The following is a 23,677-nucleotide window of genomic DNA, read 5'->3' on the forward strand; positions in this document are numbered from 1 at the left end:
CACCGCGGCCCGCCATCAACAAGCTTTCGAAACCCTGAGGTGAAGGAATGACCAAGGTCAACACCGTGCTGGGAACAATCCCGGCTGAAGAACTGGAAATCGTGGCAGTCCACGAACACATCGGCTACGGCATGCCCGGCTCCGAGCTCGACACGCGATGGTGGAAGTCGCCGGAGCAGGCCTACGAAGAAACCGTGCCGAAGCTGCGCAGGTTCCGTGAAAACGGCGGCGGCACCTTCGTGGATGCCACCGGCATCTGCAACGGCCGCGACGTCGACTATTACAAGTCCCTCTCGGCCAAGACCGGCGTCCACATCGTGGCCTGCACCGGCTTCGTGGGCGGCGACACCGCCCTGCCGCACTTTGCACGGGCGTCGGTGGACTACCTGGCGAAGGTGTTCATCCACGAAATCACAGTGGGGATCGGCGACACGGGCGCCAAGGCCGGCGTCATCAAGGTCGGCGTGAGCCGCGGCGGCAAGATGACCGAACTCGACAAGCGGATCTACCGCGCCGCCGCCCGCGCCGCCGTCCTCACCGGGGTCCCGATCCTCACGCATCTGGCGATCGACCCCGAGCCCGCCGTGAACATCTTCAACGAGGAGGGCCTCCCGTTGGATCGCGTCCTCTTCGGCCACGCCGACGACGGCCTGAACGCACCGATCACGCCGCACGACTGGATTTACGAGCAGGGCGGCCGCATCGGCTTCGACACCTTCGGGTACGACCTCGAACTGCCCGACCCGCCGTTCTGGGGCCGCAAACGCGCCGAGCGCATGGAGCACTTCGTCAAGCTGGTGAACAAGGGCTACGCGGACAAGCTGCTCGTCTCGGCAGACGCCAACTGCAGCCCGCTGGGCTGGCCGGGCGTGAAGGGCCACACCATTAACTACATTTTCGACGACATGCTCCCGGACATGCGCGCCGCCGGCATCGACGACGCCACCATCAAGCTCCTCCTCGAGGACAACCCGGCCGATTTCCTCTCCATCAAGGCCTGACCCGCATCACTCCATCCGGCGTCACGCGCCGGCTCCGCTGCCGCCTACGACGACGGCGGCGACTCCAACCCAACACTCACCCCGAGGACGCCTGCACCGGCGCCCAGTGAAGGAACAACAGAACAATGCAGACTTCCGAAATCCAGAACCTGAAGGTGGCCGTCGTGGGCGGCGGCTACGCCGGCGCTTCCGCTGCCCTGGCACTGCTGCAGCTCGGCGCCGACGTGCACGTCTACGAGCAGGCCCCCGAGCTTGGCGAAGTAGGGGCCGGCATCGGCCTGCGCCCGCCGACCGTGGAGGTGCTGCGCAAGTGGGGCGTGTTCGAAGAATTCGAGAAGGTCTCCGCTCCCTCCGAGGCCATCGAGGTCTACCAGGCCAACGGCGAGCTCATCGCCCGCGACCCGTGGCCGGGCATCAACGAGTACGCCCAGACCAACCACTGCCGCATGGTCCACCGCGGGGACGTCATCGAGACCCTCCTGCGCCTGCTGCCGGCCGAGCGGGTTCATATCGGGCACAAGATGATCAGCATCGCCGACAACGGCAACTCCGCCACCGTGAAGTTCGAGAACGGCGTGGAGGTCACCGCCGACCTGGTAGTGGGCGCCGACGGCATCCGCTCCAGCGTGCGCAACCAGATCTTCGGTGAGGTCCAGCCGGTGTTCTCCCACACGATTGCCATGCGCGCCGTCATCTCCGCCGACGACGCCTATGGCCTGGTGGAGAACGACAACTTCCGCGTCTACGTGGGCCAGAACGGCACCACCGTGTACTTCCTGCCGCTGCGCCACCGCAACCAGGTGTCCTTCGACATCACCGCCCCGAGCGACGACACCGCGTGGGCGCCCGAGGTCACGCACGAGTACATCGGGTCGCTGCTGGAGGGCTTCGACGAGCGCCTGCAGAAGATCGGCCAGGAACTGGACATCGCCTCGATGACGAACCGCGGTGTCTACGACATCGACAAGCAGCCGACCTGGCACACGGACAGCGTTGCCCTGGTGGGCGACGCCGCGCACGCCATGCTGCATCACCAGGGCCAGGGTGCGAACTCCGCCATGCAGGATGCCGCCTGGCTGGCCGACGCCATCAAGGACGGCTCCGACCTGCAGGACGCCCTGCGCACCTACCAGGCCAAGCGCAAGCCCATCACCGACGTGTTGCAGGACATCTCCCGCAAGCCGTTCGACATCGGTGACTCCTTCCCGGAGACCACGTCCTTCGAGAAGGGGGCGGGTGTCGAGTGACAATCCACCCCGAGATCGGCAAACTCCTCGCCACGCTGCCGCCGTTCGACCACGGCACGCGGCCCGACCCCGAGGCAAAGCGCGCGGGCGACCTGCAGTTCGTCGCGCCCGTGGAGGAACGGCTGCCACTGCACGCCGTCGAGGAGACCGTTGCAGCCACTGACGCGGGCGAGGTCCCGGTGCGGATCTACACCCCGGCGGAGGCGGAGTCTTACGGGCTGCTGGTGTACTTCCACGGCGGCGCATTCTTCTCCGGCAGCCTGGAAACGCACGACCACGTCGCGCGGGCGCTGGCCAAGGAGAGCGGCTACAAGGTCATCTCCGTCGGCTTCCAGCTGGCACCGGAGGCGCCCTTCCCGACCAGCCTGCAGGAGTGCTACGGCGTGGTGCGCTGGGCCGCCGAGCAGGGCGGGAGCCTGGCCTGGGACGGCCAGAACCTGGCTTTGGCCGGCGACAGCTCGGGCGCCAATTTCGTGGCGGCGGTGACGGCGATGGCCCATGACGAGGGCTTCGACCGGATCACGCACCAGGTCCTGTGCTACCCGTCGCTGGACCTGGACTTCGACGAGGACCGCTACGCCTCGCTGTGGGAGAACGCCACCGGCTACGGCCTGGAGACCCCGGCGCTGAAGCCGTGGAACTCCTTCTACCTCGAGAGCGGCGCGGACCCGGCCGACCCGCTGGTCTCCCCGATCAAGCGCGAGGACCTCACCGGCCTGCCGAAGGCCCTGATCATCACCGCCGAGTACGATCCCCTGCGCGACGAGGGCGAACTCTACGGCCGGCGCCTGAAGGACGCCGGCGTGGACACCACCGTCAGCCGCTACGCGGGCGCCAACCACGGCTTCGTCCAGAACTTCTTCTGGATCCCGGACATGTACCGGGCCTACCAGGAAACGGGCGAGTTCCTTAACCAGGGCTGACCCACCCCACCCGAACGCAGCGGCGGCGCGCACCCAAAGGTGCGCGCCGCCGTCGTCGTTTGGGGCGTGGAGCCGGTTAGGCGGTCTTGCCGTACAGCTTGCGGTAGCCGTGCAGGGTCGTGAAGAACGGGGAAGGCTCCAGCGTCGGATCCCCGGTATAGCCGAGTTCCTCGGCCACCGAGGCGAACGGCGAATAGGGCGAGCCGGTCTCCTGCAGGCCGCCCTCCACGGAGCGGCGCGCGGCGGCGCGGACCCGGGCCTCGATGTCCAGGCTCTCCTGCAGGGCCTGCCGGGCCGTGCCGGCGTCCATCCCGATGTCGAAGGGCACGCCCTCGGTGTTGCGGTAGGGGTGGCCAAGGTACAGGCGCTTGGGACGGATCTCGTCGCGCAGGTAGCGGAGGCTGGCACGGTAGGCGTCCGGATCCTCATACCCCGGGAAGTGGTTGGCGGCGCCGTGGACCTGGACGGAGTCGCCGACAAACACCGCGTCCTGCCCGTCCACCACGTAGGCCACGGAGCCCGCGGTGTGGCCGGGGATGTGATGCACGGAGACCGTGACATCCCCGCCAAGGCTGAGGGTTTCGCCGCCCTCCAAAAGCATGTCCGGTTCCATCTCGCCCGAGATGGCATGCCCGGCCGCCTTCACCTGCTCCTCGACGCCGTTCGGGCTGTCGAGGTACTGCCGGCGGACGTCGAGGTAGTTCTGCACGTGCGCCTGCCGGGAGCGAAGCAACGGGGCGTCCGCCCGGTGGATGACGACCCTCGCCTTCCGGCCGGTGAGCTCCCAGAGGGCGTGGGCACCGCCGAGGTGGTCGATGTGGCCGTGCGTCAGCAGGATCCACTTGACGTCCTCGATGCGCCGGCCCAGCTTCTCCAGCTCCGGCACCATGCCCTCGACCGGTGACGTGGTGATGCCCGTGTCGACGATGGCCGGCTCGGGCGCGTCGATGAAGAAGCTGTAGAGACCGAAGCGGCCCCAGGGCGAGACCAGCGGATGAATGGTCACTTCTTGCGTCATTGTTCTCTCCTCAGCTCCGGGACCCGTTCACGGTCCTGATGGTACGGCTCGACAGCGCGGACCCTTGCCCTCGCGCGGCCTTTCCGCGCCGCGGCCCGGGCCTGGTCACCATCGTTTGCACGGCACTTTATTATAATAATATAATTGAGCGTGGCTCCGGAGAGCGCGCCTGCCAGCGGGACACCTGGCACTCGAACGTCAACAAGGAAGTGCACACATGACTGATTTCACGACGTGGAATGCCGGTGGGGAGACGATCAAGATCCGCAAGGACCTGCGGATCCCAATGCGCGACGGCGTCGAGCTCGCCGCGGACACCTACCAGGGCCTGGAGGACAAGCCCCGGCCGGCGCTGGTGGCCCTGAGCCCGTACGGCAAGGAGCTGCAGGCGCTGGCGCTGACCACTCCCCCGCAGCGGCGTCCGAGCCCGATGTGGGACGGCTGCATCGAGGCCGGCGACATCGCCCGCATCGTCAAGGAGGACTACGTCCACGTGATCGGCGACCTGCGGGGGTCCGGCGACTCCGGCGGCGAACACATCGGCAACTACAACGCCGGCGGCGTATCGCTGGGCCAGGATGCGTACGACTTCATCGAATGGGTTGCCGAACAGCCGTGGTGCGACGGCAACGTCGGCATGGTCGGCATCTCCTACTTCGGCTCCATGCAGGTACTGGCCGCGGCCGAACGCCCGCCCCACCTGAAGGCGATTTTCGTCAGCGGCGGCCACTACGACTTTTACGAAACCACCTACCACGGCGGCATCATGTGGTTCATGCCCCGCGCCGCCCGCGAAGGCCGCGGCGGAGACTCCGGCTGGGCCTTCACCGACGGCGTCAAGTCCCGCATGATCGAAAAATACTCGCCCGAGGAGCTCAAGAAGCTGGTCGCGAGGCGCCTCGAGGACCCGGACGTTGCCGCCTGGCCGAACCTGGTCCACGTGCTGCATTACCCCAAGAACCACGAAGCCTGGTTCGACATCGTCATGAACGAGCTGGACGGCGAGTGGTACGAGGAGCGCAACCCCATCACGCTCGCTCCGAACATCGACATCCCGGTCTGGCTCCAAATCGACCAGGGCCGCGGCTGGACCATGGACGGCACCATCGAGCTGTACAACTCGCTCAAGGGACCCAAGAAGCTGACCATCGGCCCCTACCCGCCCATGCAGTCGCGCCCGTTCATCGAGGAGCACGACAAGATGTTCCGCTGGTACGACTACTGGATCAAGGGCATCGACAACGGCGTGATGGACGAGCCGGCCGTGAGCGTTTTCGTCGAAGGTTCCCGCGAGACCGTCGAGGCGGACCAGTGGCCGCCGAAGGAGATCGAGTACACCTCCCTCTACCTTCGTCCGCGCCACAAGCTGTCCGCCGAGCCGGAGTTGATGGGCGTGGAGTATGCGGCCCCGGACGGCTTCTACCAGGCGCCCCTGACGGTGACCGACAAGGTGGAGATCCTCAGCTGGAGTACCGGGCCGTTCGAAGAGGACACGGAGATGATCGGCACCGGCGCCGCGCACATCTTCGCCGAGATCGACCAGCCGGACTCGAACTTCATCCTGCGCCTGTGGGACTACGCCCCGAACGGCAAGCGCCAACTGATCACCACCGGCTACCTCAAGGCCTCGCACCGCGAGCTGGACGAGGAGCGCACCAGCGAGGGCAGCCCGATCCACCCGCACACCCGAGCCGTGCCGGTGGAGCCGGGGAAGATCGAGGAGTATGTCCTGCGCCTCTACCCGTTCGCCAACACCTTCAGGCCGGGACACCGGCTGGTGGCCGAGCTTTCCAACGGCGAGCCGCTGGCCGACGAGCACAACGCACTGCTGCCTCCGGACGCCTTCCACCTCCCGGTGGGACGCCCGGTGACGCACAAGATTTACCGCGACGCTGCACACCGGTCCCGGCTGGTCCTGCCCTTCACCGCCTGCAAGGCCGAGGATGGGGCGAACTAACGCGACGGCAGCCCCGACCGCCGGCCGGGCGCCCTCGAGGTGCCCCCGAGGCTTCCCCGGCCGTGGTGATCAGCGATCCTGAACGTCACGGCCGGAGGTGCCCGGCGCACCTCTTATCCTTGGGTAATGGAAACAACCGAGGGCGGCACGGCGCGGAAAGCCGTCGAGGACAACCGCGATCTGGCGGTGGCCTTGATCGACATCTCCTCCGATGTCCGCCGAAAATCCCACGAGAATTCCGGCGTCCCGTTGCTGCCCAACGGCATGGTGGACATCATGCGGGTCATCGAAGCGCACCCGGGCATAACCGTGGCCGAGGTCGCTTCCAGGCTTGACCGCCAGTTCAGCAACGTGAGCACCCAGCTGCGCGAACTGGTGGCCCGCGGGCTCGTGACGAGGAGACGCGACGAGGCGGACAAGCGCTACGTGACGCTGCACCCCACCGACGAGTCCCAGCGGATCAGGATCATGCTGGAAACCGCGTGGGCGGAAACCCTCGGGACGGCGGCAGCCAGGCTGCACCCCGGGGAACAGGAGCAGATCGCCGCGAGCCTGCCCGCCCTCCAGCGCCTGGCGGCGCTGATCAACGAGCCCGACCAGCGCTGAACCGTCGGCCAGTCGGGCTTTTCTTTTTCTATATACTTATACTTTTGTAACTATTAGCGGCGCACCTGTCTGCCGCACCCCACAAACAGAAAAGGTGTCCATGAAAGACGTCCTAGAGGAGAAAATTCCGCCCAAAGAGGTGGAGGCGGCAGAGGCCGTGGAGCCCGAGAGGGTCTCGCCCAAGCGCATCGCCGCCGTGATCACCGCCTTGGTGCTGTCAGCGCTGATCATGATCCTCAACGAGACCGTGCTGACCGTCGCCCTGCCCAACCTGATGGCGGACCTGGGCGTCCAGGCCACAACGGCGCAGTGGCTCACCACGGGCTTCATGCTCACGATGGCCGTCGTCATTCCGACCACCGGCTTCATGCTTCAGCGGTTCACCACGAAGAGCCTCTTCGTCAGTGCGATGCTGCTCTTCATCCTCGGCACGGCGCTGGCGACCATCGCCCCGACGTTCGCGGTGCTGCTCATCGCGCGCATCGTCCAAGCGGCCGGCACGGCCATCATTCTGCCGCTGCTGATGACCACCACGCTCACCTCCGTGCCGGTCCGGCACCGCGGCACTGTCATGGGCCTCAACTCCGTGGTCATCTCCGTGGCTCCGGCCATCGGCCCCACCCTCTCCGGCGCCGTCATCAACTCCTTGACGTGGCGCTGGGTCTTCGGCCTGATGGTGCCGGTGGCCACCATCGTCTTCCTCTTCGGCGTCATTGCCATCAAGACCGGCAAGGAGACGCGCAAGGCTCCGCTGGATGTCCTCTCGGTCATCCTCTCCGCCTTCGCCTTCGGCGGCATCGTCTATGCGCTGTCCTCGATCGCCGACCTGATGGCAGGTTCCTGGGCCCCGGGCGTGGCACTGGTTGTCGGCGCCGTCGCGCTGGTCCTTTTTATTCAGCGCCAGCGTGCCCTGCGCAAGACGGAGTCGGACCTGCTGGACCTTCGTCCGTTCAAGGTGCACAACTTCCGCATCTCGGTCATCATCGTGATGATCGCCATGGCCACCATGCTGGGCACGGTCATGGTGATGCCGATCTTCATGCAGAACGGCATGGGCCTGAGCACGTTGACCATCGGCCTGGCCCTCCTGCCCGGCGGCCTGATCCAAGGGATCGTGTCCCCGCTCGTCGGCCGCCTTTACGACAAGGTGGGCCCCCGGCCCATCGTCATTCCCGGCGCCTTCCTGCTGGCCGGTGGGCAGTGGCTGCTGGGCAGCGTCCATATTGATACCCCGGTGCCGACGATCGTCGTCTTCCATACTGTGTTCTGCGTCGGCATGGCCATGCTGATGACTCCGCTGATGACCGTGGCTCTGGGCGCCCTGCCGCGTGAGCAGTACGGCCATGGCAGCGCGATCATGAATACCCTGCAGCAGTTGGCCGGCGCCGCGGGTACCGCGGTTCTCGTTGCCGCCATGACCATCGGCACGGCGGCGGCAGCCGCCGGCGGCATCGCGGCGAACGTCGCCCTGGTTGACGGCGTCCGGGTCGCCTTCACGGTCGGCGGCATCCTCGGCCTCGCGGCCGTCGTGTGCGCACCGTTCGTTCGGCGCCTGCAGGAGAACACCGGCCACTAAGGCCCGGTTGCCCCGCCCGCACGCTCAGAGGAAGCCGGCCACCCCAAGGGATGGCCGGCTTCCTCTGTCTCGGTCGCGGCGCTGCGGGATGCTACGCGGCCGTGCGCGGTGCCGCTGCTTCCGGTTCGGTTTCCTTGACGCCGTGCAACCCAAAGAAGCTGAGCAATGCCGCGGCCAGGGCCGCGATGGCAACCACCAGGAAGGCCTGCGTGAATCCGCTGCCCAGGGCCTCGAGGGCGAACTGGCTGCCGCCCGATCCGGGAACGCCCTCGGGGATGCTGTTGAGCGCGATCGGACCGCCCGCTTCCGCAATGCCCATCGCCGGACCCAACTGGTCCGGAGCCAAACCGGAGGTCTGCAGGGAGGTCATGAGTTTTCCGCCGGCGGTGGAGAGGGCAATGGCGCCCACCAGCACCGGTCCGAGCGCAAACCCGAGGTCGCGCAGGAGGTTGGTGGTGGCGCTGGCCATGCCGGTCATCTCCCGAGGCACCGAGTTAACGGCAATAGCGGTCATCGGGCTCAGCGTGAAGGCGAAACCAAGTCCGACCAGCAGGGACGGCAGGATGAAAGCGGTCACGTCGCGGCTGGTGACATCGGCAGTGGAGTTGATCAATGCGCCGACAGCCATGGCCAGGAATCCGAACGTCATCAGCCAGCGGGATGAGACGCGGGCCTGCAGCCGGGACAGCACGGGGATCAGCACGAAGGCGGGCCCCTGCAGCAGCAGGAACAGCAGGCCGAGGTACAGCGGGTTCTGGTGCTGGACCGGCCCCAGCCACATGCTCGTGGAGAAGCAGGCACCCAGGAAGGCGAACATGCCGACCACGGCCACGATCGACGCGATGGCGAACTGGCGGTTCAGAAACAGCCTCAGCTCCAGCAGCGGGGACTCGACTCGCAGTTCGATGGCCACAAAGATCGCCAACAGCACCACACCGGAGGCGAGGGCGGCTACCACGTGGGCGCTGGTCCAGCCGTCTTCGGGACCCTGTACCAGCCCGAAGAGAACCAGGATCAGGCCCAGTGCGAAGGTGATTTGGCCCCAGATATCCATCCGGCGCTCCCGGGCCACCTTGGCCTCGGCGGAGCGCAGGGCGGTCAGCAGCAGTGCGGCGAGGGCCGTCAATACCACCACCGCATAGGCCCCGCGCCACCAGCCGAAGCCGGCAAATACGCCGCCGAGCAAGGGCGACAGGGCCGAACCCGCCGAAAGGAAGCCTGCCCAGATGGCGATGCCTCGCACGCGCTCCTGCATGGAGCGCGCCACCGAAGCAACCAGGGCCAACGATGCGGGGAAAATCGCACCCGCACCCAGGCCGTTAAGGGCGGAGCCAATCCACATGGCCTGGACCGTCGGGGATATGGCGCAGACCAGCGAGCCGATCATGACCAGCACGGCGCCGCCCACGACGAGCTTGCGGTGGCCGTACTTGTCACCGAGCACACCGAAGGTCAGCTCGAAAACCACCACCGGAATCATGAACGCGGCGGTGATCCAGGTCAGCTGGGAACCGAACGTGTTAAAGGTGACCTGGAATTCGCCATTGAGCGCGCCTGGCAGAGCGTTGGCGATCTGCGCCACCATGACCACCAATGATGCAGCGACCAATGTGCCCCTGGTGCGCGCGGGTGTGACCTGCACGGGCGGCGTTTGGGGCGGCGGATCGGACTGCGGCGATGACGTGTGGGTCCCCTGGTCCTGGCTCATATGAACTTCCTTGTCATGGTGTGAGCGGTGTGGTGAACGGGTGGTGCTCGGCGGAACCGGTCCGGGCATGGGCGGCCGCATTCGTCCGCACTCGCTGGAACCGGTGGTAGACGAGACCCTGCCGCAACGCCCTGTGCTGTCTGCGGCACCCTGTGACGCAGGCGACAGGCCCATCGTGATGGGGCTAACAGTAGTGATTCGAAATACACGGTGTCAAGTGAACATTCGACGTGTCATTTGAGAGGGCTTCCGCTCCAAGAGTCGCCGGGCTGAAGTGCTACAGCGGTGCGGGGAAATCCGGAGGGCAGCCTCGGCTGGTCCGGACGAGCCGCGGACACCGGCTATCCTGTGTGGCATGGCAACACTCCGCGAGGCTCAGAAACAGCAGACCAGGCAACTTCTCTTGGACACCGGCCTGGACCTCTTTGAGTCCAAGGGCTACGCGGCCACCACGATCGACGACATTGCCGCCCGTGCCGGCACCACGAGGACGACCTTCTACCTGCACTTCGCGTCGAAGGCGCAGCTGATGGGCGACGTGGTGAAGACGGTGGACTCCATTCTCACCAGCGTGGACGACCCGGCCCTATCCACCGTGGTGGAACTGGGTACCCGCGACTTGATCCGCGCCTGGATCAGCCGGAAATTCGACCAATGGGAAGCAACCCGCCCCTATCTGCATGCCGTCTATCAGGCGGCCCCGGTCGAGCCCGAGGTTGCAAAGGTCATGGAGGACTGGTTCCGCGATGTTGCGGCGGACATGACATCCGGGCTGGATCGGTCGGGGCGGTTCGACCCGGCCAGCCGCCAGGTCCGCTGCGTCCTCGCCTTTGGCCAGCTGGAATACCTCTCGCAGCGGTGGATCCGCACGGGCTGGATTATGGATCGGGAGATGTGCCTGGAAACCCTGACGGATTCCTGGTGCCACCTGCTCTCGGAGGGGTAAGCCTCCAGCTGGATCACCCTTGGCGCGCGCCCGCCAGCAATTCGGCCAGCGCCCCGCGGCCCAGCACGGGCTGGCGGTACTCATCGCTGAGGATCTGCAGCATGGAACCGGCATAGTCCTCATTGGTCGAGGCAATCATGTCCTTGGCGAAGACCACGCGGAAGTTGTGGGCGAACGCATCGGCCGCCGTCTGCGCCACGCAGTTGTGGGTCGCCACGCCTGCCAGGACCAGCCGTTCCACCCCGGCGTCCCGCAGCCGCTCGGCCAGGCCTGTACCAAAAAACGCGCTGTCGCGTGTCTTGACGACGCGCTCGAGGCCCTCTGTTTGCAGCCCGGGCAGGAATTCGGCCTGCTCGGTCCCCTCGAACAAGAATCCCTGGTCATCGTCGAGCATGCTGAGGGTCCAGGTTGAACGGTCCCTGAGGTGCTGCGTGTAAACAAGCAGCACCGGCACCTGCGCCGCCGTCGCGGTCCTGATCAACAGATTGGCTGACTCCACCACGGCTTCCTGCCGCTTGGCCAAGGCAGGGTCCTCGAAGTACGCGTTCTGCAAGTCGATCATCAGCACCGCAGTTTTCATGCCCTCCGCCTTCCGCCGGTCGTCCTCGCTTCCATCCTGTCAGGTGCACCCGCAGTTTGGGTCTTGACGCGCCAGCAGCGACAGGGTGTGGTGTGTACTACCATCCGGCCGAAAGGACAGCGTCATGCACTCACTCTGGCTCGATACCGCCCAACAGATTCCCGTGGACACGTACTCCGGCCAAACCGGGTTCGACTCGGTCGTCGCCGGAGCAGGGCTTACCGGCCTCACCACTGCTGTCCTGCTGGCGCGGGCCGGGCACCGGGTTGCCGTGGCGGAGGCGCGGTCGGTCGGCGCCGCCACTACCGGCAACACGACCGCCAAGGTATCCCTGCTGCAGGGCAGCCAGCTTTCGCGCATCGCGAACCATCACGATTCCGGCACCGCCGCGGCCTATGTGGCCGCCCAGCGGGAAGCCCAGGCGTGGATCCTGCGGTACTGCGACGAACACCGGGTGGGATACGACCGGCGGGACGCATTCACCTACGCCACCACCCCCGAGGGCGCCGAGGACCTGGCGGCGGAGCAGCGCGCCAGCGAATCCGCCGGCCTGCCGGTCGAAAAAGTCTCCGGTGCCGGCGAGCTGCCGTTCGAGGTCGCCGGGATGCTGCGGTTGGCCGACCAGGCCCAGATCCATCCGATGCACCTCCTGGCGGCGCTCGTTGCAGAACTGCGCAGCCGCGGAGGCCTGGTCTTCGAGGGCATGCGGGTCACGGGCATCGCCCGCGCGGACGACGGCGGTGACGGGGCGGGGCCGCGAAACCTTACCGTGCGCACGGGGCTGGGCGACATTAAGACCGGCATCCTGGTGCTGGCGACCGGCACGCCCATGCTCAACCGCGGCGGACATTTCAGCGTGCTCAAGCCAATGCGTTCCTACGCCGCCGCCTTGACGGTGCCCGGGCGCATCCCGTCGGGGATGTATTTGTCCATCGACGGGCCGACCCGCTCGCTGCGGACCGCGCGCCACGGCGACCGGGAGGTCTTGCTGGTCGGCGGCAACGGCCACGTTGTCGGCCGCCACGGCCATACCCGGGGTCTGGTCGATGACCTGCTCCGTTGGACCCAACAGCACTTTCCGGGTGCCGAGCCCACGCATGCCTGGTCTGCGCAGGACTATGAACCCGCCGGTGCGGTGCCGTACGTGGGTCCGATCCTGCCCGGGGAAAAGCGCATCATGGTGGCCACCGGATTCAACAAGTGGGGCATGACCAACGGGGTGGCGGCGGCACTGGCGCTGTCGGCCTCCATCCTGGGCGGCGACAATCATTGGGCCAAGGACCTCTATAAGTCACGCATCTCCGGACGGGACGCCGCCAGCACCGCCGGCACCAATTTGTCCGTCGGGTTGGAATTGCTGTCCGGCTGGCTGGGCGGATTGACCAGGACCACGCATGCGGCACCGCCGGAGGGTCAGGGCAGTGTGGTGCGGGAAAATTCGCGGCCGGTGGGCATTTGTACCGTGGACTCCGCCACATACCGGGTCAGCGCGGTCTGCACGCATCTGGGCGGCGTGCTGTCCTGGAACGACGCGGAGGGCAGCTGGGACTGCCCCCTGCACGGGTCCCGCTTCAGCGCCGACGGCAAGGTGCTGGAAGGCCCCGCCGTCAAGGACCTCGAGGCACGGTAGCCCCCTTGGGACTGACGCCGCCGCACCGGTAGTCTAGTGCGGATGCCTCAGTTGAAACGCCGCGCGGCCGCCCTTGGTACCGCCACCTTGATGTCCTTGTCCCTGGCCGCCTGCGGCTCCGACTACCCGCTGGGTCCGGCCCAGGAAGCCGCCGCCCGGCAGGGCTCCTCCCTGTCGGGCACGCTGACAGGGGCCGGAGCATCATCCCAGAACGCGGCGATGGACGCGTGGGTGGCCGGCTTCGGCCTGCTCCATTCCGACGCGCAGGTCCAGTATTCGCCGGACGGCTCCGGCGCAGGACGCACCGCCTTCCTGGCCGGCGCCGTCGAGTTCGCCGGCTCGGATGCCTACCTGGACGACGAAGAAGTTGACCAGTCGCGCAAGGTCTGCGGCCCCGAGGGCGCCTTCAACGTCCCGTCCTACATCTCCCCCATCACCGTGGCGTTCAACCTTCCGGGCATCACCGAGCTGAACCTGGATGCCGAAACCATTGCCAGGATCTTCCAGGGCGAAATCCGGTCTTGGGACGACCCCGCCATCGCGGAGCACAACCCGGACGTGGAGTTGCCCGATCTTGCGATCACTCCCGTCAACCGTTCCGAGGACTCCGGCACCACCGAGACGTTTACCGAGTACCTGCACGCCGTGGTCCCAGAAGTCTGGACGCCGGAGCCCAGCGACACCTGGCCCGGAGAATACGCAGGGGAAAACGCGCAGGGTACAACGGGCGTTGTGAGCATGGTCGCCGGCACGGCGGGCGCCGTTACCTATGCGGACGATTCCGCCGTCGGGGATCCCCTGGGCAAGGTCAACCTCAAGGTTGGCCAGGACTATGTCCCGGTGAGCGCGGAAGCGGCAGCGAAGGCGTTGGACGAAGCCAAACCCGTCGAGGGGCGGCCGGAATACGACCTGGCCCTGGAAGTTGACCGGACGACTACCGCCGCCGGCGCCTATCCGCTGATGCTGGTCTCCTACCACATCTACTGCACCACGTACGAGGACCAGGAGAAGGTGGACCTGGTCAAGGCGTTCGCTCAGTATGTCCTGAGCCCCGAGGGCCAGAACGACGCGGCGGACTCGGCCAAGAGCGCGCCGCTGTCCGAGGAGCTGTCGAAGCGTGCCGTGGCTTCCGTGGAGCGGATCAGCGCCCGTTCCTGACAGCGGCCGCAGGCCCCGAGTAGCAGATTAGCTGCCGGGACCCCGCCTCCGGTTCTCCCGGTCCTCGGGCTCCCGGACGTCCGGCTCCCGGTTGTAGGCGTTGTCATCCTCGTTCTGGGGGATGTCCGGCTGGGCCGAGGCTGCCGGAGGAAATCCGCCGGCGAAGGTTCCGCCGTAGAACTGCTGGTTGCCCGGCTCGTGCGTTTCCGATCCTCCGGACTCGACGAAGGTCTTGAAGCGCCACAACTCGTTGCGCACCTCCCGGTGGTCCGATCCCAGTCCCGAACCGGCCTTTTCCAGCAGGGAATGCGGCTCCCAATCGAGGTGCACGTGCATCGACGTGGTGTCGGCATCGATGCTCCCGAACGTCACGGTGCCGCTGTGCCTGATTCCGCCTTCGCTCCTCCACACGATCCGCTCTCCGGGCTCGTCCTCGGTCACGGCCGTATCGAATTCGCGCTGCACGCCGCCGACTTTCGTGACCCAATGGTGCGTGGTGTCGGACGTCCGGATCACCGATTTCACGCCGTGCATGAAGGAGGGAAAGTACTCAAAGCGCAGCCACTCGTCATAAACCTTTGCGGCGGGCAGCGAGATCTCGACTGTTTCTTCGATGGTTGCCATGATCATCCTCATTCCGCCGAGGGAACGGCGCCGCAGGCACCGCCTCCATGAGTTTGCCACCTGCAGTTAACGCTACAGAACGGCCCGGGGCGCGGCAATGAACGGCCACGCCTCCACAAGCGGGAGGGTTGACTGCAACCGGGCCCGCGTTCCGGGACGAGAAGGGACGATGTCCTGCATTGGTAGTCTGTGTGGTAAACCACTGCGTTGAAGTTGAGGGGGCGGTATGCCGCGCTGTTTTCCGGAACAGCCTGAGTTCGGCCGGGACCAGCCTGCCGAACGGCAGGTCTGGGAGGCGCTGAAGCGTACCCTGCCGCCGTCCGCCGCCCTGCTGCATTCGGTCGACATCGTCGAAAACGGTGCCGCCCGTCGGATCGATCTGCTCGTTGTCTGGCCCGGCGTCGGCATCGCCGCCATCGAGGTTAAAGGCGGGCAGATCAGCTACGACGCGGGCCAGTGGTACCAGTCCGCCAACGGCCGGCAGCACCGCATCAAGGATCCATTGGTCCACGCCCAGGACGCCCGGCACATGCTCCAGCGCTACCTCGGCTCCCAGTTGGGGCTCAGCCGCAGGGTCCGCTTCGCCCACCTGCTGGCCTTTCCGGACACGCGGCTTCCGCGGCATTGGGACATCCCCGGCCTCAGGCGTTCCATGGTGATCGGCAGCGAGGACCTGAAGTATCCGGACGACACGGTCAGGGAAGCCATCAACTTCTGCGGCGACGGGGACGGCGAAACCGCGCCGGATATCGCCGACCGCATCGTGGCATGGTTGACGCGCCCCCGGCCGGGCAACGGGGCGCTCTCCGCAGCGGCCGAGCACGAAGGCCGCGCCGAGCAGATGACGCGGGACCAATCGGCGATCCTTGATGTCCTGAAGGACCAGCCGCGGGCACGCGTCATCGGCGGCGCGGGCACGGGCAAGACCTGGCTCGCATTGGAACAGGCCCGGCGGTTGGCGCGCGACGGAAAGCGGGTGGCGCTGCTGTGCTCCAGCCGCGGCCTGGCCCGGTACTTCGAGACCGAGACGGCCGGGTGGAAGCCGGCCGAACGCCCGGCACACGTGGGCATGTTCTATGACCTGCCGGTCCGCTGGGCCGCGCACCATCCGCTGGATCCCCGGTTGCTCACCAATCAGTACTACGAGCACTACCTCCCCCGGACACTCAAACGGCTGGCCAAGAACCAGCCGGTCCGCGAACTCTTCGACGCGATCGTCGTGGACGAGGGCCAGGACTTTGGCACGCTGTGGTGGGAGGCCGTCTTGGAGTGCCTGAAGGAACCTGCTGCCGGCGGCCTGTATGTGTTTATGGACGAAGACCAGCGCCTTTTCGGCCGCGACGGCTGGCCGCCGATTGAAGTGCCTCCCTTGGTGCTGAATGAAAACCTGCGGAATACGAAGCAGATCGCGGCGCTCTGCGGCGCGCTGTCCACCGAGCTGGCGATTCCGCGGGGCCTCTCCGGCCCGCGCATCCGGCTGGTGGAGGCGACGGCCGGGAACGTCATCCAGCGGGCCGGCGATGCGGTGGCGCAGCTGGTCGAGCGTGAAGGCTGGGCCCCGCAGCAGGTGGCGCTGCTGACCACAAAGCGCAAGCATCCGGCCCATCAGCAAGCGGTGGACGCACTGGGCTGGCGCGGATACTGGGACGCCTTTTTTGACGACGACGACGTGTTCTACGGCGACGTGCTCGGCTTCAAGGGACTCGAACGCTCGGTGGTGGTCCTGGCGGTCAACGGCTTCGGCGACCCCGAGCGGGCGCGCGAGATGCTCTATTCAGGCTTCTCCCGCGCGCGCAGCCTGTTGGTCATCGTGGGCGAAAGGTCGGCCATCACAAGGGTGGGCGGCCCTGCCCTGGTCAAGAGGCTGACCCAGACCGAATCTTGGGATCCTGACCAGCAGCAGCAAGACCATTGACTTTCCCTCCGCAGCGGAGCATTCTAAAACTACTTATTCGGTTTTTAGAATTTACCGGAGGTTCCCATGGCAACCACCACTCCTGCGCTGCAACGGGTCCGCACCGAGCCCGCCTACGGTGCTTTCTGGATGCTCAGGCTGGGCTTCACCGTCCTGCCGATTTTGATGGGGCTGGACAAGTTCTTCAACCTGCTCACTGACTGGGAACAGTATCTAGCCCCTTGGGTCGTTAACCTGCTGCCCTTCAGCGCGCACACCGCCATGCTGATCGTCGGCGTGGTGGAAATAGCCGCCGGCATCGTGGTCTGGTTCAAGCCGCGGTACGGCGCCCACATTGTTTCCCTCTGGCTGGCGGGCATCATCGTCAACCTGCTGACGCTGTCGGGGTTCTACGACGTGGCGCTGCGTGACGTCGGCCTGCTGCTGGCGGGACTGACACTGGCTCGGCTGGCCACCCAGTACGATCCGGCGTGGCACCGCCGTCGCTGATCAATTCCCTGCCCGCGCCCGCCTTCAGTGCCCGGTGAAGGCGGGCGCCTCCTTGGCCAGGAAGGCATCCCGGCCGATGCGCGAGTCTTCAGTGGTGAAGGCCTGCCCGAAGGCCCGGCGCTCCACCTGCAGCCCGTCGGCGGTGGGACGGCCCAGCGCCGCATCGACCGTTCGTTTCGCGTTTGCGACGGCGGCGGGGGACTTTGCGGAGATCTCCCGGCAGGTGGCGGCGGCGACGTCGAGCATGTCGTCCTTGCTGGCGAAGACGGCGTTGGCCAGCCCGATCCGCAGGGCTTCCTCGGCGCCGATGCTGCGGCCCGTGAAAATCAGTTCCCTGGCCATTCCGGGGCCGACCCGCTGCGGCAGCCGGACCGTCCCGCCGAAGCCCGGAATGAGGCCCAGTCCGACTTCCGGCAGGCCGAACTTCGCGTTGGCCGTCGCGTAGATGAAGTCGCAGGCCAACGCCAATTCCAAGCCTCCGCCCAGGGCAAACCCGTTGACGCAGGCGATCACCGGAAGGTCCAGGGTCTCCAGCAATCGGGTCAGGTCCTGCATGGCGGCACTGTGTGCTTCCGCTTCGGCCGGTCCCATGGAGGCCAGTTCCCGGATGTCGGCGCCGGCCGCGAAGGCCTTCCCGCCGGCACCCGTGATCAGGATGCTCCGAACTTCCCGGCCTTCCGGCGAACGGATGTCCGTGACGAACTGTGCCAGGTCTGCCACGACCTGGGTGTTCAGGGAGTTGAGCGACTCGGGACGGTTGATGACGACGGTGGCCAATTCGCCGAGGCATTCAAGCTGAATCGTTTCGTAAGTCTTTTCCACAGCCCCACTATGCCACGCCGGGCCCCCAGAATCGGACGTGGTCATCCCCCCAGCAGGGCGACCACGTCGGCCACCTGCCGGTGTCCCCCGGCCACCGACCAGCGGTAGCCGTCGACCTCCAGGACGGCGGTGGAACCTCCGGCCGCTTCGACCAGGGTCTTGCCCGGAAGCCAGTCCCAGTCCGGCAGCCCCTGTTGGTACCAGACGCCGAAAATCCCGGCGGATGTTGCAGCCAGCTCACACGACGCCGACCCCCAGGTACGGTAGGTGGCCGAACCGAGGAGGGCGCGCAGGTACGGCTCGCCCGCTGCGTTGTCGCGCAAATACGTGTGGTGCAGGTACGCCGCCGCGCAGCTGGATGCCAAGGGAGCGCTGGCGATTTCGCCCACGCGCAAGCCGTTCCGGGTGGTGGGCAGGTCGCGTCCGCCGATCCACAGGACGTCCTCGGCGGGGTGGTAGACCGCCGCCAGCCGGCTTCCCGCTCCATCCGTCAGCGCCAGCGCGGAGCACCAGTAGTGCCCGCCGGTGAAGAAGTTGTAGGTGCCGTCCACCGGGTCGATGACCCAGGTACGGCCCGAGGTTCCCTCGTGGCTGGAGCCTTCCTCGCCCAGGATCGCGTCCTCCGGCCGCAGTTCGCGCAGCGTATCGACTACCAGTTTCTCCGCGGCGTGGTCGGCGGCGGTGACGACGTCGGAGATGCTGGTCTTCTCCTCGAACGTGGTCACCCCCGACCGCATGCCGTTGGCCAGCGTTCCGGCGGCGCGCACCAGCCAGGCCGCGAGTTCGGTGTCGTCCAGATGGTCAGGGCTGCTCACGGTCATATCTGAAGCCTAGCCAACGGCGGGGCGATCGCGGCATGCAGGGGCAGTTGCTACCGGCGGCCCCGCCGCGGCCCGCGGCCCTTCGGGGTGCGGCCGCCACCCGGCCTGCCTTTGCCCTGGTCGGACGGCTTGTTCGCGCCCTTGCCCGATGCCGGCGTCCGGCCCGGTGCGGAGCCCTTTCCCGCAGCGGTGCCCTTCCCCGCGCCGGAGCCTCCGCCGTCGTTCTTCCCCGTGTTCTTGCGGGTCTTGCCCTTGCCCTGTTGTTCTTGCACCGAGGGCTGGCGCGAACTGCGCGCCGTGCGGCCGCGGACAATTCCGATGAACTCCTCGATGGCGGCCTCGGTCCGGTCGGTGAGCCACGCGAGGCCGATCTGCGTCTCGGGGTGATCGGTGACCGTGCGGTACACCACGTCCTTGCGGTTGTAGAGCCGGGCCACGGACATCGGCAGGATCATCAGTCCCGCCCCGGACGCCACTACCTCGATGCCGGTCTTGGCGCCGCCCATTTCCCCGGGGTCCAGGAAGTTCTCGTGCGCGATCTCCCGATACGGGACTTCTTCGTCGTAGAGGGCAACATCGTGTTCCTTCGGCGCGACCACCACGGGCAGTTCCGCGTACAGCGGGATCACGCTCAGCCCCTCGCGGTCCACGGGCAGCCGGACGAAGCTCAGGTCGGCCCGGCCGTCGCGCAGGATGGCCGTCTGCTCCTCCTCGCCGCACTGGAAAGCGGTCAGCGGGACGTCGGGCAGCCGCTCCGCCCACCGGCGGGTCCACTTCCCCGGTGTCACGCCCGGGACATAGCCGACCTTCAGTCCGGCCAATTGGGCCGTGGTCGTCGGCTCCTGGTCTGCATCCTGCACTTCATCACCGTAGCGCAGGGCGGCTAGGCTGGGCTTATGAGCGCGAAATCGGCACAATCCATGAAACCGGCCACGGCCGCCAAGAAACTGGGCATCTACTTGCCCGCGGCCCCGCAGGAGTTCCAGGACAGCCTGATCTCGCGGGAGGAATTCAACCAGCTGCAATCCGATCCGCCGGAATGGCTGGCGGAGCTGCGCCGCAACGGTCCGCATCCGCGGCCGGAGGTGGCCCGTAAACTCAACGTCTCCATCTCCGGCCTGGCACGCGGCGGCATCACGGAGCCGCTGACGACGGCCGAAATCACCGCTTTACTGCAGGATCCGCCGGAATGGCTGGTGGCGGAACGCGCCTCGTTCGCCGCCGTGCGTGCCGAGGAGCAGCGCGTGAAGGCCGCCGGCAAGCAAGGCTGATCAGCAGGGGCTGAGCGCGCCGCGGGCCCCCCTTGCTGCTGATCAAGCGGTGCGCGAGGCGGGCCCCCTCCCCCGCTGACCAAGCGGTGAGCGAGGCGGGCCCCCTCCCCCGCTAACCAAGCGGTCAGCGAGGGCCCGGTGCCCGTTAACGCCAAGAGCCCCGGTCCGAAGACCGGGGCTCTTGCTCTGCGTGCGCGAGGGGGGATTTGAACCCCCACGCCCTTTCGGACACTGGCACCTGAAGCCAGCGCGTCTGCCGTTCCGCCACTCGCGCGCATTGTTCCTGCCCTCTCGGCGTGCCAACCGGTTTCCCGGTTCGCTTTCCTCAAGAACAGCGAGATCAATAGTAGCGTGAAACAGTCCCAAATTCCCAATCGGGGCGCCGGCCCCCTTGGATACCGCGCAACGACGGGGATCGGAGGGCCTGCGCCGCGGGCGGCACGCCCCGCCGTCGTGATTCCGCGATGGTGAGCTTCACCACGCCCCGGCGCCGCCGCGCCCGCGGCGATCGTTGCCGAATGGGGCCTTTTGGGACACGCCCAAGTAGTATCGAAGGGAAGAATCGCCAGACAGGTGTGCCCTGTCCGCTGTCGCAGCGGGGGGCAGACCTGACCACAACTCTGGGAGGAGGCGGCCCGATGGGCATTCTGGACAGTATGGAGCGCGGCATCGAGAAGATGGTCCGCGGCGCCTTCTCTGTCGGCGGCAAGGGCCAGGTGCAGCCGGTGGAGATCGCAAGCCGCCTGCGCCGCGAACTGGACAACGGTTCCATCACCTTGGCCCAGGGCCGCACGTTGGCTCCCAACGTCTTCGACGTCAGGCTGGGCGATTCCGACTACGCGATGGCTGAACAATGGGGCGCCACCCTGGCCGAAGAACTGTGCGACGTGGTCATCCGCCACGTCAACAGCCAGAAGTACACCCTGCAGGGCCCGGTGCGCGTTTCCTTCACCAAGGACGACGCACTCAAGGGCGGCGACTTTGAAGTCGAGGCCACGGTCGTGAAGTCCGAGGGCCACCAGCCGCAGCCCCTGCAGCGCAGTGCCCCCGCGGCGCCGTCGCGCCAGCCCACCCTGCTGACGCCCGTGTTGGAAATCAACGGGCAGCGCTACTCGCTCAACGCGCCGTCCATCGTGCTCGGACGCTCCTCCGAGGCCGACATCATGGTGGACGACACCGGGGTCTCGCGGCGCCATCTGGAGATCCGCACCGACGGCGGGTCGGCCGTGGCCGTGGATCTCGGTTCCACCAACGGCAGCTATGTCAATGGCCAGAAGATCGACGGCCGGATTGACCTCACCGACGGCTCCGTCATCACGATGGGCCGCACCCGCATTACCTTCCGCCTGCTGCCGACACGGGGCGGCGGGGCCTAATGGGCGAGCTTGTCGTCACCGCGCTGCGGTTCGGTTTCCTGATCCTGCTCTGGATCATGATCATCAGCATCGTCTCCGCACTGCGGCGGGACCTGCAGATCGGCAAGCGCAGCCGCACCGGATCCCCCACTGCGCGCGAAGTCCGGAAGAATCCCGACCTGGCGGACGCTCCGGCACCCCGGGTGGCTCCGCGCCGCCTGGTGGTCACGGAAGGGCCGCTGGCCGGCCACTCGCTGGAACTGGCCGCGAGCCCCATCCTGTTGGGCCGGGCCCAGGAAGCAACGCTGGTGCTGGAGGACGATTACGCCTCCGGCCGGCACGCCCGCCTCTTTCCGCAGGGCAGCCGCTGGTTCATCGAGGACCTCGGCTCCACCAACGGCACCTACCTGGCCGAGAACCAGCTGACGCGGGCGCTGCCCGTTGATCCCGGCGTTCCCATCCGGATCGGCAAGACGGTCATTGAGTTGAGGCCCTGACGGTGGCTCTGGTTCTGCGCTATGCGGCGCGGTCTGACGTGGGTAAGGCACGGTCTAAAAACGACGATTCCGCCTACGCCGGGCGTTATCTTGCCGTGGTGGCCGACGGCATGGGCGGCCATGCCGGCGGTGACGTGGCCTCGGCGTCCACGGTGCTGGACCTGGTCCATCTGGACCGCTCGGGCCATCAGGACCCGGCCAACGTGCTGGCCGACGAGATCCAGACCGCCAATTCCATCCTTTCGGAGCTGGTGCAGACCAGTCCCAAGCTGGCGGGCATGGGCACCACCGTCACCGCCTTGCTGCTGCATGACGACAAGCTCGAATTCGCCCACATCGGCGATTCCCGTGCCTATCGGCTGAAAAACGGCATCTTCGAGCAGATCAGCGTGGACCACACTTTCGTCCAGCGGCTCATCGACGAAGGCCGGCTCCTTCCGGCGGAAGCCGAAATCCACCCGCACCGCAACGTGCTGATGCGCGTCTTGGGCGACGTCGATGCCAGTCCCGAACTCGACCTGGCCAGCCATCAGGCCGAGCCGGGGGAGAAATGGCTGCTCTGCTCCGATGGACTCAACGCCGTCGTGCCGGACAGTGTGGTGGAATCCGTGGTGCGCAACGCGCCCACCCTGCAGGACGCCGTCGATCAGCTGGTGGAGCTGACGCTTGACGGCGGTTCCCCGGACAACGTGACCATCGTGATGATCGAAGTCGCCGAAGCGGCGCCGGAGGCGGCTGACACCGCCTCCCTCGGCCTCGCCCCGGAACGACCGAAGGCATCGCCCTTGAAGCACGACGGCGCCGCCTCCCCTGTCGCGGCGATGCCCGCCGACGGAGCCTCCCTCGGGGCACAGGTGGCCGCGGGCGCCGACGACGAACAGCTTCAGCCGCACGAGGCGATCCGCGCCGATGCCATCCGCCGCGAGCTGGAGACCCGCCCGCATGTGCTGGTGGGCGCCGCGGCATTGGCCACCGAGACCGGACAGATTCCCATCGTCACGGCCCACTCCAACAAGCGCCGGGCGGCGGCATTGCTGACCCACAAGGCCCCGGACGAACCGGAAACACCCGAGAACGAGACCTCGGCCCCGGCCCGCAAGCCCTGGCTGATCCCGGCGTTCCTGACCGTCATGTCGTTGCTGCTGGTGGCGGTCATGTGGTTCGGCTACCTCTGGACGCAGACCCAGTATTTCGTGGGTTCGGCGGACGGACGGGTGGCCATCTTCAACGGCGTCTCCCAGAACTTCGGGCCGATCGCGCTTTCCCACGTGGACACGGTCTACAACATCCCGCTGGAAAGCCTGCCCGCGTACCAACAGCAGCGGCTGGATTCCAGCATTTCCGCCCGCGATCTCGGGCATGCCGAGGAGATCGTGGAACAGTTGCGGATCAGCAGCCAGCTGAACTGTCCGGAACCCGAACCCAGCCCCAGTACCGTTCCGACGGATCGGCCCAGCGCCTCGCCGGGGGCGACGCCGGGGCCTGCTGCCAGCCCCCAGCCCACCGTGCCGCCTGAATGTGTAGGTGGATAAG

General features: G+C 67.0%; 22 protein-coding genes and 1 tRNA gene. 15 read left to right on the plus strand and 8 right to left on the minus strand.

Annotated features, from left to right (window positions below; genetic code table 11):
• The first annotated feature begins 47 nt into the window (after positions 1-47).
• The 3 genes from AC5RVG_RS07940 to AC5RVG_RS07950 all read left to right on the plus strand — a co-directional run bounded on the left by AC5RVG_RS07940 (position 48) and on the right by AC5RVG_RS07950 (position 3,171).
• Positions 48-1,001: a phosphotriesterase family protein gene (locus tag AC5RVG_RS07940; protein ID WP_494001891.1), complete on the plus strand. Its 954-nt coding sequence runs from the start codon at positions 48-50 to the stop codon at positions 999-1,001.
• A gap of 125 nt (positions 1,002-1,126) precedes the next feature.
• A complete protein-coding gene (locus AC5RVG_RS07945; RefSeq protein ID WP_494013408.1) occupies positions 1,127-2,248 on the plus strand; it encodes an FAD-dependent oxidoreductase in 1,122 nt (373 codons plus the stop codon).
• Positions 2,245-3,171, plus strand: coding sequence for an alpha/beta hydrolase (locus AC5RVG_RS07950; protein ID WP_494013409.1), 927 nt, complete (start codon positions 2,245-2,247; stop codon positions 3,169-3,171). The genes AC5RVG_RS07945 and AC5RVG_RS07950 overlap by 4 nt, the downstream gene beginning before the upstream one ends.
• A 76-nt stretch (positions 3,172-3,247) precedes the next feature.
• On the opposite strand, the gene AC5RVG_RS07955 is transcribed toward AC5RVG_RS07950, so the two are convergent.
• On the minus strand, positions 3,248-4,189 hold the full coding sequence (locus AC5RVG_RS07955) for an MBL fold metallo-hydrolase (RefSeq protein WP_494013410.1): 942 nt from the start codon (positions 4,187-4,189) through the stop codon (positions 3,248-3,250).
• Between the two features lie 217 nt (positions 4,190-4,406).
• On the opposite strand from AC5RVG_RS07955, the gene AC5RVG_RS07960 reads away from it, so the two are divergent.
• From AC5RVG_RS07960 to AC5RVG_RS07970, 3 genes are all read left to right on the plus strand, one after another.
• Entirely contained in the window at positions 4,407-6,146 is a 1,740-nt protein-coding gene (locus tag AC5RVG_RS07960; RefSeq protein WP_494013411.1) for a CocE/NonD family hydrolase, read from the plus strand.
• A 126-nt stretch (positions 6,147-6,272) separates the two neighbouring features.
• Positions 6,273-6,752, plus strand: coding sequence for a MarR family winged helix-turn-helix transcriptional regulator (locus tag AC5RVG_RS07965; RefSeq protein WP_494001233.1), 480 nt, complete (start codon positions 6,273-6,275; stop codon positions 6,750-6,752).
• 100 nt (positions 6,753-6,852) lie between these two features.
• Entirely contained in the window at positions 6,853-8,328 is a 1,476-nt protein-coding gene (locus AC5RVG_RS07970) for an MDR family MFS transporter (protein WP_494013412.1), read from the plus strand.
• 91 nt (positions 8,329-8,419) lie between these two features.
• Here AC5RVG_RS07970 and AC5RVG_RS07975 read toward each other — a convergent pair whose 3' ends face one another.
• Entirely contained in the window at positions 8,420-10,036 is a 1,617-nt protein-coding gene (locus AC5RVG_RS07975; RefSeq protein ID WP_494013413.1) for an MFS transporter, read from the minus strand.
• Between the two features lie 355 nt (positions 10,037-10,391).
• Between AC5RVG_RS07975 and AC5RVG_RS07980 the strand changes: the two genes are divergently transcribed.
• On the plus strand, positions 10,392-10,982 hold the full coding sequence (locus AC5RVG_RS07980) for a TetR/AcrR family transcriptional regulator (protein WP_494001230.1): 591 nt from the start codon (positions 10,392-10,394) through the stop codon (positions 10,980-10,982).
• Between the two features lie 13 nt (positions 10,983-10,995).
• Here AC5RVG_RS07980 and AC5RVG_RS07985 read toward each other — a convergent pair whose 3' ends face one another.
• Complete coding sequence (locus AC5RVG_RS07985; RefSeq protein ID WP_494001229.1) at positions 10,996-11,562, minus strand: cysteine hydrolase family protein; 567 nt, start codon at positions 11,560-11,562, stop codon at positions 10,996-10,998.
• A 124-nt stretch (positions 11,563-11,686) separates the two neighbouring features.
• Between AC5RVG_RS07985 and AC5RVG_RS07990 the strand changes: the two genes are divergently transcribed.
• On the plus strand, positions 11,687-13,192 hold the full coding sequence (locus AC5RVG_RS07990) for an FAD-dependent oxidoreductase (protein WP_494013414.1): 1,506 nt from the start codon (positions 11,687-11,689) through the stop codon (positions 13,190-13,192).
• Between the two features lie 42 nt (positions 13,193-13,234).
• Positions 13,235-14,350: a phosphate ABC transporter substrate-binding protein PstS gene (gene pstS, locus AC5RVG_RS07995; RefSeq protein WP_494013415.1), complete on the plus strand. Its 1,116-nt coding sequence runs from the start codon at positions 13,235-13,237 to the stop codon at positions 14,348-14,350.
• Between the two features lie 27 nt (positions 14,351-14,377).
• Here the strand turns inward: pstS and AC5RVG_RS08000 are convergent, their stop codons facing one another.
• Complete coding sequence (locus AC5RVG_RS08000; protein ID WP_494001226.1) at positions 14,378-14,974, minus strand: SRPBCC family protein; 597 nt, start codon at positions 14,972-14,974, stop codon at positions 14,378-14,380.
• Positions 14,975-15,200: 226 nt separating this feature from the next.
• On the opposite strand from AC5RVG_RS08000, the gene AC5RVG_RS08005 reads away from it, so the two are divergent.
• Both AC5RVG_RS08005 and AC5RVG_RS08010 read left to right on the plus strand, forming a co-directional pair.
• A complete protein-coding gene (locus AC5RVG_RS08005; RefSeq protein ID WP_494013416.1) occupies positions 15,201-16,889 on the plus strand; it encodes a nuclease-related domain-containing DEAD/DEAH box helicase in 1,689 nt (562 codons plus the stop codon).
• Between the two features lie 66 nt (positions 16,890-16,955).
• Positions 16,956-17,378, plus strand: coding sequence for a hypothetical protein (locus AC5RVG_RS08010; protein ID WP_494013417.1), 423 nt, complete (start codon positions 16,956-16,958; stop codon positions 17,376-17,378).
• Positions 17,379-17,402: 24 nt separating this feature from the next.
• On the opposite strand, the gene AC5RVG_RS08015 is transcribed toward AC5RVG_RS08010, so the two are convergent.
• From AC5RVG_RS08015 to AC5RVG_RS08025, 3 genes are read right to left on the minus strand one after another with little or no spacing between them, the layout of a single operon-like run.
• Positions 17,403-18,200, minus strand: coding sequence for an enoyl-CoA hydratase/isomerase family protein (locus tag AC5RVG_RS08015; RefSeq protein ID WP_494013418.1), 798 nt, complete (start codon positions 18,198-18,200; stop codon positions 17,403-17,405).
• A 41-nt stretch (positions 18,201-18,241) separates the two neighbouring features.
• Positions 18,242-19,021 (minus strand): inositol monophosphatase family protein, encoded by a 780-nt coding sequence (locus tag AC5RVG_RS08020; RefSeq protein WP_494013419.1) that lies wholly within the window; start codon positions 19,019-19,021, stop codon positions 18,242-18,244.
• Between the two features lie 50 nt (positions 19,022-19,071).
• Positions 19,072-19,881 (minus strand): LysR family substrate-binding domain-containing protein, encoded by an 810-nt coding sequence (locus AC5RVG_RS08025; RefSeq protein ID WP_494013420.1) that lies wholly within the window; start codon positions 19,879-19,881, stop codon positions 19,072-19,074.
• 60 nt (positions 19,882-19,941) lie between these two features.
• On the opposite strand from AC5RVG_RS08025, the gene AC5RVG_RS08030 reads away from it, so the two are divergent.
• Positions 19,942-20,292, plus strand: a complete 351-nt coding sequence (locus AC5RVG_RS08030) for a DUF5997 family protein (protein ID WP_494001331.1) — start codon at positions 19,942-19,944, stop codon at positions 20,290-20,292.
• A gap of 191 nt (positions 20,293-20,483) precedes the next feature.
• Here the strand turns inward: AC5RVG_RS08030 and AC5RVG_RS08035 are convergent.
• Positions 20,484-20,566: transfer RNA gene (locus AC5RVG_RS08035), tRNA-Leu, on the minus strand.
• A gap of 364 nt (positions 20,567-20,930) precedes the next feature.
• Between AC5RVG_RS08035 and AC5RVG_RS08040 the strand changes: the two genes are divergently transcribed.
• The 3 genes from AC5RVG_RS08040 to AC5RVG_RS08050 are packed head-to-tail and all read left to right on the plus strand — an operon-like array spanning position 20,931 to position 23,676.
• Positions 20,931-21,668: an FHA domain-containing protein gene (locus AC5RVG_RS08040; RefSeq protein WP_494013421.1), complete on the plus strand. Its 738-nt coding sequence runs from the start codon at positions 20,931-20,933 to the stop codon at positions 21,666-21,668.
• Positions 21,668-22,144, plus strand: coding sequence for an FHA domain-containing protein FhaB/FipA (locus AC5RVG_RS08045; RefSeq protein WP_493978260.1), 477 nt, complete (start codon positions 21,668-21,670; stop codon positions 22,142-22,144). The genes AC5RVG_RS08040 and AC5RVG_RS08045 overlap by 1 nt, the downstream gene beginning before the upstream one ends.
• 2 nt (positions 22,145-22,146) lie before the next feature.
• Positions 22,147-23,676, plus strand: coding sequence for a PP2C family protein-serine/threonine phosphatase (locus AC5RVG_RS08050; RefSeq protein ID WP_494013422.1), 1,530 nt, complete (start codon positions 22,147-22,149; stop codon positions 23,674-23,676).
• Position 23,677: the final 1 nt, after the last annotated feature.

It is taken from the genome of Arthrobacter senegalensis (assembly GCF_059091765.1).

What these genes read in the sequence shown, in the direction of transcription:
- AC5RVG_RS07940 (WP_494001891.1), top strand. Translation starts at nt 48, where the DNA reads ATGACCAAGGTCAACACCGTGCTGGGAACAATCCCGGCTGAAGAACTG.
- AC5RVG_RS07945 (WP_494013408.1), top strand. Translation starts at nt 1,127, where the DNA reads ATGCAGACTTCCGAAATCCAGAACCTGAAGGTGGCCGTCGTGGGCGGC.
- AC5RVG_RS07955 (WP_494013410.1), bottom strand. Translation starts at nt 4,189, where the DNA reads ATGACGCAAGAAGTGACCATTCATCCGCTGGTCTCGCCCTGGGGCCGC.
- AC5RVG_RS07960 (WP_494013411.1), top strand. Translation starts at nt 4,407, where the DNA reads ATGACTGATTTCACGACGTGGAATGCCGGTGGGGAGACGATCAAGATC.
- AC5RVG_RS07965 (WP_494001233.1), top strand. Translation starts at nt 6,273, where the DNA reads ATGGAAACAACCGAGGGCGGCACGGCGCGGAAAGCCGTCGAGGACAAC.
- AC5RVG_RS07970 (WP_494013412.1), top strand. Translation starts at nt 6,853, where the DNA reads ATGAAAGACGTCCTAGAGGAGAAAATTCCGCCCAAAGAGGTGGAGGCG.
- AC5RVG_RS07975 (WP_494013413.1), bottom strand. Translation starts at nt 10,036, where the DNA reads ATGAGCCAGGACCAGGGGACCCACACGTCATCGCCGCAGTCCGATCCG.
- AC5RVG_RS07980 (WP_494001230.1), top strand. Translation starts at nt 10,392, where the DNA reads ATGGCAACACTCCGCGAGGCTCAGAAACAGCAGACCAGGCAACTTCTC.
- AC5RVG_RS07985 (WP_494001229.1), bottom strand. Translation starts at nt 11,562, where the DNA reads ATGAAAACTGCGGTGCTGATGATCGACTTGCAGAACGCGTACTTCGAG.
- AC5RVG_RS07990 (WP_494013414.1), top strand. Translation starts at nt 11,687, where the DNA reads ATGCACTCACTCTGGCTCGATACCGCCCAACAGATTCCCGTGGACACG.
- pstS (WP_494013415.1), top strand. Translation starts at nt 13,235, where the DNA reads ATGCCTCAGTTGAAACGCCGCGCGGCCGCCCTTGGTACCGCCACCTTG.
- AC5RVG_RS08000 (WP_494001226.1), bottom strand. Translation starts at nt 14,974, where the DNA reads ATGGCAACCATCGAAGAAACAGTCGAGATCTCGCTGCCCGCCGCAAAG.
- AC5RVG_RS08005 (WP_494013416.1), top strand. Translation starts at nt 15,201, where the DNA reads ATGCCGCGCTGTTTTCCGGAACAGCCTGAGTTCGGCCGGGACCAGCCT.
- AC5RVG_RS08010 (WP_494013417.1), top strand. Translation starts at nt 16,956, where the DNA reads ATGGCAACCACCACTCCTGCGCTGCAACGGGTCCGCACCGAGCCCGCC.
- AC5RVG_RS08020 (WP_494013419.1), bottom strand. Translation starts at nt 19,021, where the DNA reads ATGACCGTGAGCAGCCCTGACCATCTGGACGACACCGAACTCGCGGCC.
- AC5RVG_RS08030 (WP_494001331.1), top strand. Translation starts at nt 19,942, where the DNA reads ATGAAACCGGCCACGGCCGCCAAGAAACTGGGCATCTACTTGCCCGCG.
- AC5RVG_RS08040 (WP_494013421.1), top strand. Translation starts at nt 20,931, where the DNA reads ATGGGCATTCTGGACAGTATGGAGCGCGGCATCGAGAAGATGGTCCGC.
- AC5RVG_RS08045 (WP_493978260.1), top strand. Translation starts at nt 21,668, where the DNA reads ATGGGCGAGCTTGTCGTCACCGCGCTGCGGTTCGGTTTCCTGATCCTG.